The sequence below is a fragment of the Gimesia sp. genome (genome assembly GCF_048262075.1).
In the GTDB taxonomy this organism is placed as follows: Bacteria; Planctomycetota; Planctomycetia; order Planctomycetales; family Planctomycetaceae; genus Gimesia.
On sequence record NZ_JBLXFK010000008.1, the window covers coordinates 186,180 to 203,768 of the forward strand.

Annotated in this window: 11 protein-coding genes; 4 read left to right on the forward strand and 7 right to left on the reverse strand. The window is 50.1% G+C overall.

Annotated features, from left to right (window positions below):
- Window positions 1-149 precede the first annotated feature (149 nt).
- Window positions 150-1,946 (reverse strand): translation elongation factor 4, encoded by a 1,797-nt coding sequence (gene lepA / locus ACN0YH_RS16985; RefSeq protein WP_417380772.1) that lies wholly within the window; start codon window positions 1,944-1,946, stop codon window positions 150-152.
- Between the two features lie 72 nt (window positions 1,947-2,018).
- Complete coding sequence (locus tag ACN0YH_RS16990; protein WP_417380773.1) at window positions 2,019-4,793, reverse strand: hypothetical protein; 2,775 nt, start codon at window positions 4,791-4,793, stop codon at window positions 2,019-2,021.
- Window positions 4,794-5,724: 931 nt separating this feature from the next.
- On the opposite strand from ACN0YH_RS16990, the gene ACN0YH_RS16995 reads away from it, so the two are divergent.
- On the forward strand, window positions 5,725-6,171 hold the full coding sequence (locus tag ACN0YH_RS16995; protein WP_417380774.1) for a tetratricopeptide repeat protein: 447 nt from the start codon (window positions 5,725-5,727) through the stop codon (window positions 6,169-6,171).
- A gap of 184 nt (window positions 6,172-6,355) precedes the next feature.
- On the opposite strand, the gene ACN0YH_RS17000 is transcribed toward ACN0YH_RS16995, so the two are convergent.
- From ACN0YH_RS17000 to ACN0YH_RS17020, 5 genes are all read right to left on the reverse strand, one after another.
- Window positions 6,356-6,874 (reverse strand): SMI1/KNR4 family protein, encoded by a 519-nt coding sequence (locus ACN0YH_RS17000; protein WP_417380775.1) that lies wholly within the window; start codon window positions 6,872-6,874, stop codon window positions 6,356-6,358.
- Window positions 6,875-7,258: 384 nt separating this feature from the next.
- Window positions 7,259-7,789 (reverse strand): GNAT family N-acetyltransferase, encoded by a 531-nt coding sequence (locus ACN0YH_RS17005; RefSeq protein WP_417380776.1) that lies wholly within the window; start codon window positions 7,787-7,789, stop codon window positions 7,259-7,261.
- Between the two features lie 452 nt (window positions 7,790-8,241).
- Window positions 8,242-11,928 (reverse strand): M56 family metallopeptidase, encoded by a 3,687-nt coding sequence (locus ACN0YH_RS17010; RefSeq protein ID WP_417380777.1) that lies wholly within the window; start codon window positions 11,926-11,928, stop codon window positions 8,242-8,244.
- A 14-nt stretch (window positions 11,929-11,942) separates the two neighbouring features.
- Complete coding sequence (locus ACN0YH_RS17015) at window positions 11,943-12,305, reverse strand: BlaI/MecI/CopY family transcriptional regulator (protein WP_417380778.1); 363 nt, start codon at window positions 12,303-12,305, stop codon at window positions 11,943-11,945.
- Between the two features lie 208 nt (window positions 12,306-12,513).
- The gene (locus ACN0YH_RS17020; RefSeq protein WP_417380779.1) at window positions 12,514-13,338 is read right to left on the reverse strand and encodes a hypothetical protein; all 825 of its coding nucleotides are present in this window, start codon (window positions 13,336-13,338) and stop codon (window positions 12,514-12,516) included.
- Between the two features lie 436 nt (window positions 13,339-13,774).
- On the opposite strand from ACN0YH_RS17020, the gene ACN0YH_RS17025 reads away from it, so the two are divergent.
- The 3 genes from ACN0YH_RS17025 to ACN0YH_RS17035 all read left to right on the forward strand — a co-directional run bounded on the left by ACN0YH_RS17025 (window position 13,775) and on the right by ACN0YH_RS17035 (window position 17,588).
- Window positions 13,775-15,532, forward strand: coding sequence for a phosphate ABC transporter substrate-binding protein (locus tag ACN0YH_RS17025; protein ID WP_417380780.1), 1,758 nt, complete (start codon window positions 13,775-13,777; stop codon window positions 15,530-15,532).
- Window positions 15,533-15,719: 187 nt separating this feature from the next.
- The gene (locus ACN0YH_RS17030; protein ID WP_417380859.1) at window positions 15,720-16,916 is read left to right on the forward strand and encodes an NAD(P)/FAD-dependent oxidoreductase; all 1,197 of its coding nucleotides are present in this window, start codon (window positions 15,720-15,722) and stop codon (window positions 16,914-16,916) included.
- Between the two features lie 243 nt (window positions 16,917-17,159).
- A complete protein-coding gene (locus ACN0YH_RS17035) occupies window positions 17,160-17,588 on the forward strand; it encodes a BlaI/MecI/CopY family transcriptional regulator (protein WP_417380781.1) in 429 nt (142 codons plus the stop codon).
- Window position 17,589: the final 1 nt, after the last annotated feature.

Genomic DNA, 17,589 nt, shown 5'->3' on the forward strand with positions numbered 1-17,589 from the left:
ATTTGGTCTGTATAGAAGTCCATGTTTCGGCCGATTTCCATCGAGCGAAGGACCTTTTATACGAGCATTATGAGCCGTTACGGTTCAACAACCTGCTGCACCCTCTGAATACGGCTGCTGCTGACGTCACCTGGTTGGTAGCTTCCGTTTTAATCTTTATCGGTACGCAGCACGGAGACAAACGCTTTCTGGGGAATATTAACGCTGCCGAACTGCTTCATTTTTGCCTTACCCTTTTTCTGCTTTTCGAGCAGTTTCTTCTTACGCGTCACATCGCCACCGTAGAGTTTTTCGGTCACGTCTTTGCGGAACGGTGCGATCGTGGTGCGGGCAATAACTTCGCCTCCAATGGCGCCCTGGATGGGGATCTTGAACTGATGTCGGGGGATTTCTTTGGCGAGTTGTTCGCAGTAGTGCAGCGCCCGCGGTCGGGCTTTTTCTCGATGCACGAGGTAGGCCAGCGTGTCAACCGATTCCTTGTTGACGAGAATATCGACTTTCACAATATCGGTGGTTCGATATTCAATCGGCTCATAGTCAAACGAGCCGTAGCCGCGGGTGATCATCTTCAGTTTGCCGTAGAAGTCGAAGAGGACCTCTCCCAGAGGCATGACGCTGGTGACTTCGATCCGATTGGCGGACAGATAATTCATCGTCTGGCTTTCCGAGCGATGTTCCCGGCAGAGTTCCATGACCGGACCGACGTACGTCTCGGGAGTCAGGATCGAAGCTTTGATATAGGGTTCACTGGCCGATTCGATCATCGTGGGATCGGGCCAGTAAGAGGGATTGTCGACTTCGATCGTGGAACCGTCTTTCAAAGTCAGATGATACTTGACCGACGGGGCGGAGATCACCAGGCCAATGTCAAATTCACGCTGGATACGCTCTTGAATCACATCCAGATGCAGCAGTCCGAGAAAGCCACAGCGAAAGCCAAATCCCAAGGCTGCGGAACTGTCTTTTTCAAACGTGAGCGCTGCATCGTTGATCGCGAGCTTCTCCAGGGCCTTGGTCAGCTCCTGGTAATCCCCCGTGTCCATGGGATAGATGGAAGAAAAGACGACCTGTCTGGCTGGCTGGTAGCCGGGAATCGGCTCCGCGGCCTGACGATTCAGCAGGGTGATCGTATCGCCGATCTCAATATCCTGCACACTTTTGACTCCCGCGACAACATACCCCACTTCACCAGCGCTGAGCTGTGTTTTGGGGATGAGTTTCATCTGGTTAAAGCCGACTTCATCTACTGTGAAGTCGCGACCGGCGTGCATGAAATGGATCGTATCGCGGGGCTTGAGTGTGCCTTCCATGATGCGGCACTGCAGAATCACGCCGCGAAACTTATCGTAGTTCGCGTCAAACACGAGCGCCTTCAGCGGCGCATCCGCATCACCCACGGGGGGCGGCAACTTCTCGACGATGCCCTGTAACACGTCTTCGATGCCAATGCCATTTTTAGCGGAAATCGGGATTGCCTCGAACGGATCGAGTCCTAATTCTTCATCAATCGACTCTTGCGCCCGTTCGATGTCCGCGGCTGGCAGATCGATTTTGTTGATCACGGGCAGCAGAGTCAAATCATGTTCCAACGCCAAGTAGAGGTTCGCGACCGTCTGGGCTTCGACTCCCTGCGAAGCGTCGACCACAATCAGGGCGCCTTCGCAGGCCATCAAGGAACGCCTGACTTCATGTGAAAAGTCGACGTGTCCCGGCGTATCGATCAGATTCAATAAATAGTCTTCGCCATCCGGAGCCCGATAATCGAGCGTAATCGAATTGCTCTTGATGGTGATGCCTCGTTCACGCTCGATATCCATCGAATCAAGCATTTGTTCATGTAGTTCGCGTTGTGTCACGCCCCCACAGGTTTGAATGAGCCGGTCGGCGAGCGTGGACTTGCCATGATCAATATGAGCGATGATGCAGAAGTTTCGTATATGTTTCATCGCGTAGTTTTAGCAGAAAGCAGCAGAAAAAAACAACCGAAAAGGCAGGGGGAGAATAGGGAGTTCAACAACTCACTCTGAGGTGTTGATTGTTCGAAGCTGAATTTTCGAAATCCGGTACGATACATTCTTTGTTTCAGAAAGGAATAATTCACGTCTCCTGGTCGCTGCTGACTTAGCAGGATGCAGGAGTCGTTTTGAATCACCGCTCCAATCTATGATTCGGCTATCGTCGACTTTGACTACCACGCTCTGCGGAGTGACTCGGCACAGGATGGTATGCTCTTTCTGATCGGGAAAGACGCCCCCCTGATAAGTGCTTTCGTTTTGGTTGCCACCGCGTCCATCAAGAAAATGCAGACCGCACGCCCGACCCCGCCAACCATCGAGTGCCACCATGGTGCCGATATTGTCCTCGCCTGCAACTATGTCGACGCCCAGGGTATCACGGCCCCTGAGGCGTGTGGCGACTATTAACAACTCATAGGACGAAGGGGCCTCGACAGGCAACTTGAGACGACCGCCACTCGATGTCGGTGTGAGTAGCACGCCATCTTCCCATTTCCACTCCCCGAGCAATGTATCGCGTTCTAAATCGATCAAGTTAAGCAAGTCAACTGGCTTCCCGAGAACGAATTCAGTTGGATCCTCTTTCGACTGAATCAGGGATTCCGGGACATAATTCGGATGATCTGCTACAAACCATTTGTATTCCAGAAAACGCCTCTGAATTACGCTATCAGTCCGATTCATGTCGTCATCGTGCCCATATCCGAACCCGTGCAGTAATTCGTGCGAGATTGCCCACGGATGATGAAACCAGTTAAAATCTCCGGTCATGCCGTTAAGTGGCATCGTCGTTCCGCCGTGGCCACCAACGGCGCCTCCGTTTAACCACCAGATCAACTTCACACCATAAGCGGGGGAGAGCGGTATTTCTCGTTCTGAGGCAATTTCACTCAGGCTTCGCTCAGCCTTAGCCAGGTAAGCAGCAGTTCGCCAGTTCATATACGCAGGCGATGTTGTCGAAACTTGTTTTGATCGACGGGGAACAAAACGTTCGGGAGACAGAACCAGTTCCTCGGGCTGATCCAACTGATACTGAGCATTAAGGAGAACCGTATCAGTTACATTTCCCAATCTCTGGATGGCTTCCTGTGTCAGGGGATGTTTCGGCGGCGCGTTGCCGTCACGCATTTGCACTTTCCATTTCCAGTCGATGGTTGATTTCTGGTGATCCATGATATGACCGTGGGGATCGATCAGGCAAATATCAGTCCATAATTGCCGTGCGTTGGGGCTCCCTAAATTCTCGTTGGTCAAAATCGCTGCACTTGCACGACCTGCCAGCGGACCGCCCAGTTCGAACAGATGATCGGACGGAGTTTGGGGCAGTACGTATCCTTGAGGATGAAAAACCGCTTTGCGACCGTTCTTAAGCTGGAACCAGTATCCAAGTTCCAGAAATTGGCGATTGGTTAAAAACAAGGTGTTCTTCGTGACGCGGAACTCGTACTTAGAGTCGGGGAAATCCAGCTTCACTCCTGCTGCGATCGGCGGCAATGATTCTGATTGCCAGTGAAAAGAGCACCGGATCATGTTCTCTTCTGTTTCGCTGATTCGACGAATTTCATTCGTTTTCAGCTCTTTCCATAAGGCGACTTGTGCAAACTCGTTACTTCCGAAGGCTCGAATGCGGTAGCTCTCGTCTTGTGAAAGAACTAATGAGACATAATTTGACTGTGGGTTTCGTTTCCATGCTACTGCGCCAGTCGGCAAGATTGAGCGAATTCCCAACTGTGTCAGTTCCAGCCTTCGGTAACCCCTCACAGTCAACTTCGGTGTTGGAATTTGAATCGATTTAAGTCTGACGGTGGTTGGCGATCCTACTTCCACGAGGCTGCTCTTTAACGCCACGAGAACATTAGGGCGAAATTGATGCTGTACTTCAAACCGGTATGAGCCTGGAGGTAAAGCGACAATAGTGCGACCGAGATGATCAAACACATGCTGTCCTGGGACAATCGTTGGAAGTTTCTCGTCTTTTGCATAACGCACGATCGTCAGTTGAGCTCCGAAAACATGTTCGGGCTTATCGCACTGAATCTCAACGGGCCAAAGCTGAGAGATCGGGATGCGAACTCGTGCAGCGTAGTTGTCGGCCCCTGGGACGTGTCGGTCGTCAAATCGAATTGTCAATCGATCGTCAGACTTTAGGAGTTGTACGGCTCCTCTCCCTTTTTTCTCAACCAATCTGGCGGCCGACAAATTTAGCCCGGCCGGGATAAAAAAGCCTTTCGATTCGGGGCTGAATTCAGATTCCTCATAGGGATTCCAGTTTCTTCCATTTAACGATACCTTTCGTGGCCAACTTGATTCATAGTGCGCCCATTTGACTTTGTCTGAATCGATATGAACGGCGTCGGCGCCGTCGATCTTTGTCTGGATGTTGAATTCGAGTTGCTGCAACGGTTGACCAGTCTCGGATTTGAGGCAGTCGATCATGCGTCGAGATTGCTCGCAAATTTGATCAGCAAACGTGATTACCACTTCGTAGGTTGCGGATCCATTGTGACGCTCGTCATTGAAACGGACGATCAATCCCTTTGTATCGTAATCCAGTTTGACCTGACCACGACCGCGAATCTTGCGAATTGTGGCACCTGCAAGTTTGATATTACTTCGCAGAAATGGCGACTCAGGACTAACCTGTAATGCTGGTTGTTGTCGTGGAGACCAAGACAGTCCATTGACCTGTACATTGGTTGGCCAGCCCCATGAACCATGCTTCCAACTGGCACTGTGGTGGGAAATATGTAAGTCATCCGTCCCGTCAATTTTTGCCACAATGCGCAAACTCGTTCCATCATTCTTAATTAACTCACCTGAGACGATCTCATTCCACGCAGATAGAAGTAAAATCAAGATCAGCGTTAAACGACGGAACCGCGAGGTGTCTCTGTAAAAGGTGCGAATGGCCTGCAGTGGCGAGTCACATATCAAGTCAAGAATCGGGAGTTTAGTTGTTCGTGGAATTGGACACATTTGATTACCTTTAATCGGTATTCCCCATTTGAGATCACCCCGAAACCATTTCGGACTAGTGGAGTGTCATTATTAAATCAGAGGTTGATAGATATCATGAGTGTGCGACAACGGAGCACGTAAACAACACCCCCAATCCTCAATTTCTAGCTTGACAAAGTACTAGAGCTTCAACCCAGTATGACATCGTCCCTGTTTTTTATCACTTGGTGAATGATCTCCCTTGTTTTGTCCGTCTGGTGCTGGTTATCTCGCTCTCTTCAGAAGATAAACACATTCAAGGAGTAGAGAAATACGTGTGCTTCAACAAGCCGTTCACAAGCATTCGTTTCGAGTGCGTTGTTTTATTATTCCGCTTTGTATTTTGCGATTCAGATCTTATATCTCGTATTGTGACGATGCGATGTGTGTTTTTCTTCAGGTAGTGTAACTCCTCTCTGAGCCGTTTCTACCCCAAACCTGCAGGCAAGGAACAAAAAACTCGGGTGGAATGACTCGAATCGGGATAAGGGAAAATGAGCGGCGAGACAAACCCATTGAATTAAGGTGGCAGCAGATGAGGATGGCTCAACCTTGAGCAGACAGTCGATACCAGACTGTGTCCCGTATTTCCGGAGTTTCTTCAGAAGTATTGGGACCGAGTTACAGAGTACGAGGGACGCCAGAGGCACATGTGATGCGCTTTAGAATGCCGTGGGGCGAACCACCGCTCCCGTAAACGTGTCTTTCATGCATGCCTGAGCCCGAATACCTTGAATACCTCAATTCGCTCGATCTTACCGATTTACTTGCGCTGGAACACGACAACCCAGATGAGGTTGACCTGTTGATCCGAATTGGTATGGCATACTTCAAATCGTATCAACTAGATAAATGCAACGAGTATTATGAGCGAGCGCTCAAGATTGATCCGTATGATGGCTGGTCTCATCTCTTTTTCGGGAACCTCTGCTACGGCTTGAAATGTTACGACGAGGCGATCACGCATTTCGGATATGCGGCTGAATTTCTTCCCGATGTCTCATGTCCTCATTGGTGTCTCGGAGATGCATACCGTGCACACGGTGATTTCACTCGCGCTGACTGGCACTATCACAAATCGGTCGAGATAGACCCCGGCGATCCCAAGGCCAGGCAGAAACTCGAAGACTGGCTCGACGAGAATGACAACGCGGAGTAGGTCTGCACTAACAGTTGCACGAAAAACGAAAATCATGTTCTGTGACGTAGACACTCCGCTTGAGAGCGGCGCTGGAAAGCACCTTGTTTGTTCCGAAAGGCAGCCTGCAAGACGGCGTCGAATTTCTCGTCCAAAGCACTTTGACAGAAGACACAAATCAGAACAACATTGGTTGAGCGGTCAGCTATGGTGATTTATCACGGCGGACTTTTTGCTCCTGGTTCCATTTAATAGTTGCTTGGACAAGGTGATCTGTAAATGCTTGAATGGTCTTGTGCTCAACCGTGAACGTGCCCGTTTCGTGGTCATAGAAAAGTATCATCTCGCCCGACGACAAAACATCGATAACCCAGTAGTTGCCGGTCTGATCATCACCGATCACGAAGTAATGATCTGGCCACGGGCCCTCGTCCTCGGTCCATGGAGTTCCAGGCACCCTGACGTCCTCATTGTAGTAGATCAGTTCGTCGATATTGAAACGAAGTTTTCGGTCTGACAACGATTCATGGCACCATCTCAGGTCAGTCTTGGTTTCGATCAAAATACTCGGGTAGTTTAGTAAGAAACGACGGTAAGCAATCGGTAGTGTGAGATTCAATCGCGCTTCTAGTCGTACGACATCGGATTCGACATTCCCGGGAAGACGCACCAGGATTGTTGGCCGAAACTCTGAATCGTCGCTTATGGAATGTGACGTTACCATCGCGTTTATCCCTGCCACCTGATTTGTTATTCACCTGCATGGTCTTGTTCGTATACGAAGCAGATATGGTACTAAAACATGCAAATAATGCTGATTTTTAATCGGATATGATGACTCCATGCTGTGTATGATATCTGGCGAAAAGGACATTTCATGGTGTAAGGTTCTCGGGGCCATGGATCTACAACAAGTCAACTGTAGGGATGGAAAACGGGCAAATAACAAAGAAGTCCGGAACCGAAAAAAGTTACCCGATACAAAACAGTATTCTTCACCTGACCAGTGTGCCGCTTGGATGCAGTGAGTCAATGTGTGCAGGCTTTGTTTTCCCATGGCGAGATTTGAGGAGCGGAGTAGTGCGTCATCACCTGGTTCTACTTTCGTTTAGAAGAGGTAACCAAGCAAATCAACTGGTTCATCCGGCCAAACCTTCTTTCCTGTTTGTTTGATCATTAATTCTTTTTCGATTCGTTCACTGCCGACGCCATAATTCTTGTGCTCATCAATTCTGAGCCAGGTGAGGCTGGTCGAAATTATTTGAAATCCATGTGTTTCATACAAGCGGTGATCATCGGCAACGAGGAACAAAAAATCGATTCCTTTCTCTTCCGCCAATGCCGAAAGTTGTTCCAGTAGCTCTGATGCAATACCTCTGCTTCTGTAGCTGCGGGAAATACATAAATCAATCACTCCAAAGATAGAGAACACTGATTTTCCAACTGAGATCACTCGATGGTCTATTCCCATTTGACCCACCAATATTCCGTCCTCATACGCTAAATATCTGAAATGAGGCAACTGCTTAAAATACGATCTTGGTTTTGAATCCTCTGGAAAGCAAGCATTTCGAAGCTCAGTAATTTTATCATGCAGTTGAGGATTGATATCGTATTCAATTTTATGATCGATTTGCATTACGTTTGCAGAACTTATTAAACACCGGCACGGACTTGTTTGTAGATGAAGCTGACAGACAACAAACACAGGTTAGCCATCGATTGTGGTCCAGATATGCTATATATGATACCGGACGAAAAAAGTTTATCAAAGGGTAGGATTGTGGTGAATCGACTGTGTCCCGAATGACTGTAGAGTCTGCAGAGGCATTTGGACCGAGTATCATTGTACGAGAGTCGCTGGAGCAGAAACAGTTCTCACCCTGAACCTGTTTTCGACGAACCGGATTATAGTAGAATTATGTGATTTGCTTTTGTGGAGTTTCACGGACTCTCGAACCTGGGTTACGCGGCCGATTTCTTACTCTCGGGTATGATTCGAGGATTGCTGTATTGTGAACAGGTCGTATTACAGCCATACAGAAACGTCTTAAAAATGTTACATACAGCAGATGAGATTCGAGAATCTGTTCAACGTATATTTGACTCTCTGGATAGAGGGAAACGTTCAACCAGACGACTGAGACCAAACCGTCGTCCTTTCATGAATGCGACAGGGTTCAACTCATTATCTCCGGTCGAAATACCACCTGGTTTCAAGCTGTTGTCGTGAACTTCAATACCAACATACAGAATACCCGGAGTTCCTTCTCGCGTTATGTAGAAGAACGTGGCAGTGTCAAGCGGTTTGGCTTTGTTTGTTTCTGCATCAAAACTTACGAGGAGATCTTGTTTGTTGAGGCGTCCTAGTTCTTTAAGTGAATTAATAGAGGTTTGTTTCAAGCTGGCTTTCCATTGCGACTTGGGTAACTCCCACGTGCTGAGCCCGATGGGACGCAGGACGAACAGAGACTTCTCATTTTCTCCTTCTATTTCGTCTCCCAGCATGTCATACCCTTGCTCTGCCGCCCACTCCTGGATTTCCAGCAGTTGCTCCTCTGAAAGCTTTTTATCACGCCAGCGTTTTGGCAGTCGCGCAGCACGCCCTGTATCGAGGTCATAAAAAGATCGCCCGCTTGAAGCACGACGCATCGGTTCCAGGATCCAGTTACTCGTGCCACTTTCGGTTTTAAGTTGAGCATCGGCAGAAATGGAATCTGATGGTGCTAAAACTGGCAGAGGCGACAACTTCACTGTATGAAAAGAGGGATCATTCGTTAACTTATGCCCCTCCAACTGCCACCACTGAGCCCAACGCTCCGCAATTCGCTGGAAGAGAACCGCCTTGGCATGCTTTTGACTGGGAAAATCGTTCTTATTCAGAAACACACTAAACAGTTCCTGTTCTCCAAAATTCTGTCCGGTTAAAGAATGTAATGCGCCAAATATTTCGCGCACTGGCCTGCCACAATCGTACTCATTCCCATTGTGTTTCGGACTCAGGTCGTGCTGCTGCATGAATTTGAGCAGTGTTTGATCGGTGCCATCAATCCGCAGTCCCATGTCTGAACCGGGACGAATTAAAGTTTTGGGAATCGCACGGATCAGGCCAGGAACCGCACGTTTGTCGCCAATCGCACGCAGCATAAAACCAAGGCAACGCAGCATCATACTATTGGAGGTCCGATCCAGTTCTGCGACCAGTTGCGGCACAACATCGGGGCCCAGTGCCACGATCCTGCGAATTTGATTCGCCCATTTGTCGCTGAATCTTTCCGATCCTGTATTCATATCATCGAGTTCGGTCAGTAGTTGCCCTACGGATGTATTTTGACGCAATGTTGCGGCTTCCGGCTTACTTTTTTGTCGCGTGACTTGTTTTTCCTCTTCGCGGCGCGTTTCTTTCATAATCTTTCTGCGAAGAAGCTGGTCCGGATCAGCACCGATGGAGATCTTGGATATCGTTCCGATGGTAAAATCGTGTTTTACCGTTTGAGCATCGCCTACTTTCAGATAGACCGGCGCAGCGTTCCCGCTCATCAGATAAACATAGTTGCGTCCAGCGGCAACGTGCAAACGATAAGTACCGTCTGTCTTCACTGGAGTCGACGTCACAGCAGCCCCGGTCATGGGTCGTGCTGGACCGTGGTGGCCAACCTGAATTTTCGTCTGACTTCCATCAACGGGTTGATTCGTTGCCGGATCAATCACTTTGCCGACTACATAGCCGCCCCGAGTCATCCGAATATCCATACCCGTCAGCCGTTGCCCCTGCGTCACTTTCAACGCTTTGATGGCCAGTGGCATACGATCCGGCGCGATGGCCCAGATATTATAATGATCGTTCGTCATCCGCAGTTGATAGTTTCCGTCGGCATCGGTTTTCGTTGTGAACCAGCCACTGCGCGCGACCCCCTGTGCTGCAACGCCTGCATTTGCCAGCGGTTCGCCAGTGACCAGATCAACAACCTGCCCCTCTACAATTGCGGGTGGTAAAAGCGTGAGATCGACCTTTTGTGGAATCTGTGAGTACGCTCCAAGAGTGATCGGGTAGTCTGCATGGTTCACCCTGAAAAAACATTTTGTCACCATGGTACCTGTTTTCGTCTTCGGATCGTATGTTTTCGTTTCTTCTGCATTCCAGGCAGCCAGATCCGTAATATTGTATTGACCGCTCTTGTCGGTTATTGCCATGCGGGCTCCTGGAATCGGATATTTGTCTGCTTGTGTTGAAACAACTGCATTTGGAATTGGAGTTCCGTTTGCGTCGGTAATCGTTCCACTCAAGGCAGCTGTTTTTGATTTCATTTTCAGCGAAATATCAGATCGGTCTGACTCTTGTCTCAGGTAACGAATCACGGAGGCAAAACCTGGTTTGGTGGCCGCCAGGACAAGTCGTCCTTTCTTCCCGACTATCGGCACTTCTTTGAATGAGAAACGACCATTCGTATCAATGGTTGTCTCATGTATGAAAACCGGTCTTGTGTTACTGTCTGAATAATAAAAAAGTCTGGCAGTGGACCCCGGTTCGCCTGTTCCCGATAGAATTTCCTCGACTAGCAGAGGCTTGACCACCGGCGGTTGAGTCTGGGAATTCGAGGTCTGATCCTGGGAGCGACTGATACTCACGGTTCCCAGAAAAATTACCGCAACTGTCGCACAAGTAATAAAGCTGCCCGTTTGCCAGCGATTGAGCACCTTGCTGGTCATGTTACGCCCCACCGCTTCGATACGTTTTCGTACTTGTGACCGACCGGCCATCGCCAGTGCAGCCATTCGGTTCTGATCAGCAACGCGCAGTGCCAGGGTTGCCAGCAGTCTCCCATACAATTTATCGTCACCCAGGTAACCAGCGGCTTTCGCATCACACAGTTCATCGCACGCGTCTGCATGAACGACGCGGATTTTCCATGCGAGAGGATAAAACCACAGCAATATTTGCAGCAGGGTGAGTAAATGATTCCAACGCAGGTCCTTTCCCTGGCAGTGTGCTAACTCGTGTGCCAACGACGCCTGTAGTTCCTGCCGCTCCGTCTCTGCACACTGGTGAGCCGGTATTAACACCCTTGGTTTCCAGGCACCAACAATGAAGGGCGATTGAATATCATCACTGTAGCGGACATCAATGGGCCCCGAGTAGTCGAGCGTTGTGGCAATCTCGAGTGCTTGATTTTGAATGTACGTGGGCACCATTGATGCACGACGATACAACGAAATGAGCCTGAGCATTCCACCCAGCCAACCCAATGAATTGAGTGCCATTCCGATTGCCCATACAGTCACAAAGTAGCCGAACAAACTAAAAGAGTGACTAGTGGCTGGGCGCGCGGCCGACTGTTGGCTGCCCATAGATACGTTTCGGTCTCCCTTCCCAGGTTTCACCATCGCAGAGGATGAATCCACTGGTGTGGGGGGCAGGTCAGACATTTCTCCTGCTTCAAATCGGGACTGATTCAGACGCACGGGAATATCAGCAGCGGGAACCCTCTTTCGCTTATCATTGGCGTGATTCGTCTCATGCAACTCAGTACTATGAGATACTGCGGGAAGAAGTGCCAGTTTCAGTCGGTACGGAATCAGACTAAGACAAAACACGCCAATAATTGCGATTGCGGTAGTTCGCCAGAGTAAGATTCTAAGGCGTGGATTCCGTCGGCTGCACGCGAAGTGACAGAGCCAGGCGACCGTGAGAATCAGCGTAGTACGAATCAGTATCAGCAGGACACTGTGTTGAAGACCGTCGCTGCTCTCCATTAACCAGTTCAATGTGGATAACATCTTCGCCTCCCGGGTCAATTTTGTTTTCGATCATCGGCGAGGCGTTTGAGTTCCAGCAAGTCGTCCTCGCTGAGTTTCTCTGCCCGAATGAGATCAAGAATGAGGTTTTTTGCTGAACCATCGCAGTAAGCATCCACGATTTCACGAACTGTCGAACGAAACGCCGAATGGCGACGCGTTATCGCCTTGTAGTAATATGCTTTCCCGATCTTCCGACGTGAAATATGGCCCTTCTCGACTAAGATTCCGAGATAGGAACGTAGTGCCGGGTTCTTGATCGGCTCTGGAAAATACTTCTGTAAATCACTCGGTTTCAACTCACCCTGATCCCACAGGATTTGCATCACAGCAAGTTCGCCTGGTGTAAAGCGCGGCATAGGTGACTCCTTCTGATGTGCAGACTATACTGCACATCGGGTGGTCGATCAAGTTTTATTTAGAGAAAATCATCTGGTGCAATAAATTGCCCCATGGAACCTCAAATATGTCTCGGTGACGCACCGCACTTTATTCAGCTGACGCAACGAGACCATACGTAGCTGGAAATCGGGACCGTTCGTGACCATTCCAATCCTGGATGACTGACTAATCCAGTAAGGATTTCTCTATTTCTTCAATCTGCTGCGATGTGATGCGTTGAACCTGACATGTCGGCAATCCCGTCTGAATTTGCGTGAGCTGCTCATCAGACAGGTCACAGTCGATGAACGTTAACAGAGTCAATTTTGGAATGGCCTTGAATGACGCCAGGCTATTTTCGGAAAGTTGTGCATTGCGAAGCGTGAGGAAATTCAGTCCCGGCAACCGGTGTAGCTGTGCAATGTTGCCATCGTTCGCGTCATACAAAATCAGTATCTCAAGCTTCGGACACTTTGCAAGATGCGCTATGCCAGTTTGTGTTGCCTGCGTTGAGTCGATACTGACCGCAACAAGGTGCGGCATTTGCGACAAAACTTCCAGTGCAGTATCCGAGATTCCCGTGCCGGGTATGGATAGGTCGACCAGATTCGGATGTGTGACCACATGCGACAAACTGGAATCGGCAAGGCCTGTGTCACTGAGGTCAATTGAGTGCAGGCACTGTAGTCCATTCAAGTAAGACAAGCCGGTCGCCGTAATCCGCGAGCCGTGCATGACGAGTGTCAGGTTGGACATGTCAGCGATTGCCGACCGGTTGTCGCGCAGCCAGTCGTCATTGATGATTCCCGGTGTAAACTCAATGACATCGAATACTGGAACTTCACTGCCACTAATCAGTTTCAAGAGCCGTTCTGTAGCCAGAGCAAAAGTCACCGGCGTCGGGTCCTTTGCCTGGTAATGCTTCCCTCCCATACTTTCAACTTGCGCAGTAAACTGCCGCGATCTCCACCACCAGCTTCCTCCCGCAAGTAATCCGGCAAGCAAAAGCACGGCGAACCCCCATAGCCAGCGAGATCGTGCTGACCGCGGTTGCCTCAACTCCGGTAGTTGTTCCCTGTTTGTCTCCATATAGTAATGGTACAACAAAACCTGGCACGGTGACAGTAGTATTTATCCGTATGTTAATTGATGTGGGCACGCGTTTTCTGCAATCTCGAATTATTTCTGCTCTCTCGACATTTCCGTGGATGGTACCAAAAATTAGACAAGACCCAAGTACCAATTATTCAAGCAATTACGGCTCCGCTGATAATTTATACCCAATAAGGCGCAGGGACTGGAGCAACTCCCCACGGGATTGTAATCTTTGCGGATGTGAAACGCTTCTGTGTCTCGCTGCTGTTACGACTGCTTTGATTCTGATAGTCTATATCTGCGGTGTATTTCTCTGCTACATCCCACTTCAGCACCAGGAACCTCATTCAGAATGAAGTCACTTTTACTTTTCATCGCCATCATGGTTTTGTCGGTTACCGACTGTTTTTCTGAAGAGAGTCCGCAGGCAGCTTCGGAGCAGTCACTCCTCCAGCGTGACATTGTAGGCCTCTGGTTAATGGGGCAATCTTTATGTGAAGGCGCCGAGTCGCTGCCCATTGTTACGCATTCCGATGGTGACTGGGGAAACTATATGTTCCAGCGTGGAGTGCGCACCTGGTCTTATGGCAGGTATGGTGATAAGCCACACGAGCGACCCGCAGAACAGTTCTCCTTGGAACCACTCACTGCCACCGTCAACGGCGGACTGGGTGAGACCATCGCTAACGGTCTGGCCGATCATTTGAAATCCAGTGTCATCGGTTCTCAGCAGGAACTGAAAGCGCGGCAGAATAAAACGCCTCATTTTTTAGTGACTTATGCAGGGCAGGGGGGACGGATGATTGACGAACTTTCCAGCGTTGATCAATCGACGGATCCTCGTACGCCTGAATCCAGGCAGCATGGCGGTGGCTATTATCAAACGAGTCTGGATGATGCCCGCCGCGCCACAGCACAAGCGGCAGCCTGGGGAGAAAGTTTTGGGATCGCGGCTTTAATCTGGATGCAGGGGGAAGCCAATGCCGGGCCGACAGGCGGGATTAATCCCAGTCGATGGGGCAAAGAAATTCCTCGTCCCGCAGGACTGCACTGGTATCGGGATCGGCTCATTGAGTACCGAAAACAATGGTCGCATGACTTGCAGAACATTACCGGGCAAACCGATGAGATTCCGCTGTTTACCTATCAGACGTTGAGTCCCGCCGGTGAGGCACAACTGTTGGCTGCGGACAAAGATCCGCACATTACCATGGTTGGCCCGCATTACATGGTGGCGAGTGCCTTGAACAGTCGCTATGCCGGCAGATATGGTGACCCGATCCATATGTCAGCCGATGGCGAACGCTGGTTTGGCGAACAGGTGGCCAAGGTGGTACATCGTGTTCTCAATCTGGGAGAAACATGGCAGCCATTGCGTCCCTTGAAAGCCTGGGTTGCTCCGGATCGTGCCAGTGTGCTGGTCGAATTTCATGTACCACGACCACCACTGGTATTGGATGAAACATTTCTGCCGCGAGAACAGTTAGTCAGAGGCGAAGGTTACCACTCGCTCTATGGTTTCCAGGTTCGTAACAGTGCCCGTGCTGTTTCAGCAATCAAGGCCATTGAACTGGAATCGCCTTCACGCCTGCGAATTCACTTGGTCTCTCCGCTCAAAACAGATACTCATTTTGCGCTCAGCTATGGATTGCCTTACGCGGGGCAAGTCGGAAAAATTTCTCAGATCAGAACGGGACCTGTCATCAATGATCAGCCCACAACCGAACTGATTCTCAATCAAAAATTCGATCCCCAACTCAAGCCACTACTGGCTGAAGGAGCCTTTTTCGTGTCCAACATGCTGGCCGGCGATGCCTACGCCCAGGCACCCATTCGACACGTGACTGAAAGTGAGGGGAAAACCATCCTCCGCTTTGAGAACCGGGAGCTTCGGAAGAATAAACCTTTCGACACCGGGCAGACGCTCACCGCCTATCGAGGTTTTTCGTTTGGAAATCTGCGAGATTCTGATCCCGAAAAAGCCATTTATCAATTTGCCGACCCGGGTTATGGCACGCGTGCAGGGGAACCTTATCCCCTCTGGAACTGGTGCGTCCTGTTTAAGCAGTTTCCCATTTCAGATCAAATGCAAGAGATGCGAAACCGTTAAACGGCAGTATTCAACGCGATTGACTGAAAGAGGGGAGCGGTATGGGTGAAATCAATCGGTTGAAATGCTAGACTCTGAGCTGCCGCAAGTAGTGAATCCGTAGAGGCTTTTCGTTCGGCTGAGTTTTTTGACCACACGACATCGGTCGCGTATTTTGGCATTTCATCCGAGGCGAAGAAAATTGAAAGTGATTGTGATTGGCGGCGGCGCAGCGGGATTCTTCGGAGCGATTGCGGCTGCCGAAAACGGTCACGAGGTGACGATCCTCGAAGCGGCTGCGACTGTATTGGCGAAAGTCCGCGTCTCCGGAGGCGGGCGCTGCAATCTGACGCACAGTTGCTTCGAACCCCGCGAACTGGTGAACAGCTACCCGCGAGGCGGGAAAGCCCTGCGGGGGCCCTTCAGCAGGTTTCAGCCTTCCGACACGATCAGCTGGTTTGAGTCGCGCGGCGTTCGCACCAAAACAGAGTCGGATGGCCGCATGTTTCCCACGACTGATGATTCCGCGACCATCGTCGATTGTCTGCAGGGCGCAGCGAAAGACGCAGGAGTCATGGTTCGGCTGCGTGCCAATGTGTCGACGATTCAGAGAACAGACTCACACTTTCTGGTCACTCTGCAATCGGGGGAATCAATGCAGGCGGACCGGATTCTCCTGGCGACCGGCGGCAGCCGCGCCGGTTACGGACTGTCGCGCAGTCTCGGGCATCAGATCGTTCCGCCGGTCCCCTCGTTGTTCACTTTCAAAGTTGACGATCCAAGGATTAAAGACCTGCCAGGGGTAGCAGTGGAACACGTAAACTGTCAGTTAGTCACCGACACGAAGACGTTCAAACAGTCGGGGCCGATCCTCGTGACGCATTGGGGATTGAGTGGTCCTGCCGTTTTGAAACTGTCCGCGTGGGCGGCCCGGGAACTGCACGATTCCAATTACAACGCCAAACTACTCATCAACTGGTTGGCGGGATCCAGTACCGAGGAGATTCGTGCGCAGTTGAATTCGTTTAAAGCCATTCATCCCAAAAAAACAATCGAGGCTGCATGCCCCTGGCAGTTACCAAAACGATTATGGAAATCGCTTGTCGATCACTCTGTCGGTCCGCAACCCGTTCGCTGGGCTGAACTTTCCAAAAAGGCAACACAGACGCTTGCGACCGAATTATCTGCCGGCGAATTCCAGGTAGCCGGGAAGGGTGTCTTCAAAGAAGAATTCGTGACCTGTGGTGGCGTGGCTCTGAAAGAAGTCGATTTCCGCACGATGGAAAGTCGCATCTGCCCGGGTCTCTATTTCGCAGGCGAAGTACTGGATATCGACGGCATCACAGGCGGCTTCAATTTTCAGAACGCCTGGACCACAGCCTGGATTGCCGGCAACGCGATGTAGCCAGCGGTTTTGATTGCCCCAGCGTAGCGTTTCTTCGTACACGCAGTGCCAAACCGCTTACCGTTGAATAGACGAAAAGCATAATGTCAGCACGATAGATCACTCATGCGTTCTATTTAAGGGCAAAGACTTCGATTGTCTGTTGACATCTCCTTGCGAATTATTACTATTTGTAGTATTACAATATGTAATACTACGGGATGTAAACTATAAATTGCAACCACATATCGAGTAAAGATGAGCATGTCACGTCCACAAAAACCGCCGCTCAGTGAGTTGGAAAACCGGGTTATGAACATCGTGTGGGAACTGTCTGAAGTGACTGTGGAACGTGTTCGTGTTGAGTTCGAGAAGTCTCAGCCGATCAAGCACTCCACCGTTCAGACAATTCTGAGGCGACTGGAAACGAAGGGGTACGTGCGACATCGCACTGAAGGTCGAACTTTCGTGTATTCGCCTACCGTCGAGTCGAACAATGCGGCTGCAGATGCCGTGCGATCCATCATCGATCGATTCTGCAACGGCTCTTTAGAATCGCTTCTGGTCGGGTTGGTCAATCGAGAAATCGTGTCTCCAGAGAAGCTTCAGGAACTGGCAAAACGCATCGCGAAAGAACAGGGCGCGCCGGCAGACGCGGTGAAAAAACAACCAAAAAATCGCAAAGGAAACTGAG